The 271-nt window shown below is 51.7% G+C and carries 1 tRNA gene; it reads left to right on the forward strand.

The window, feature by feature from the left end:
- Positions 1-38: 38 nt before the first annotated feature.
- Positions 39-114, forward strand: a tRNA-Glu gene (locus K5Q73_RS21500).
- Positions 115-271 lie beyond the last annotated feature (157 nt).

Raw genomic sequence — 271 nt, forward strand, 5'->3', positions numbered from 1 at the left:
ATGAGTATTCACTCTTTGCAGAGTCTAATGCAGTCCGGGTCCCCATCGTCTAGAGGCCTAGGACACCGCCCTTTCACGGCGGTAACAGGGGTTCGAATCCCCTTGGGGATACCACTTTCTTTTTTCGAAAAGAGCAAAGCGTTGAGTTTTAGCCTACAGAACTTAATGAGTATTCACTCTTTGCAGAGTCTAATGCAGTCCGGGTCCCCATCGTCTAGAGGCCTAGGACACCGCCCTTTCACGGCGGTAACAGGGGTTCGAATCCCCTTGG

The sequence above is a fragment of the Shewanella sp. MBTL60-112-B2 genome (genome assembly GCF_019655055.1).
Lineage (GTDB): Bacteria > Pseudomonadota > Gammaproteobacteria > Enterobacterales > Shewanellaceae > Shewanella.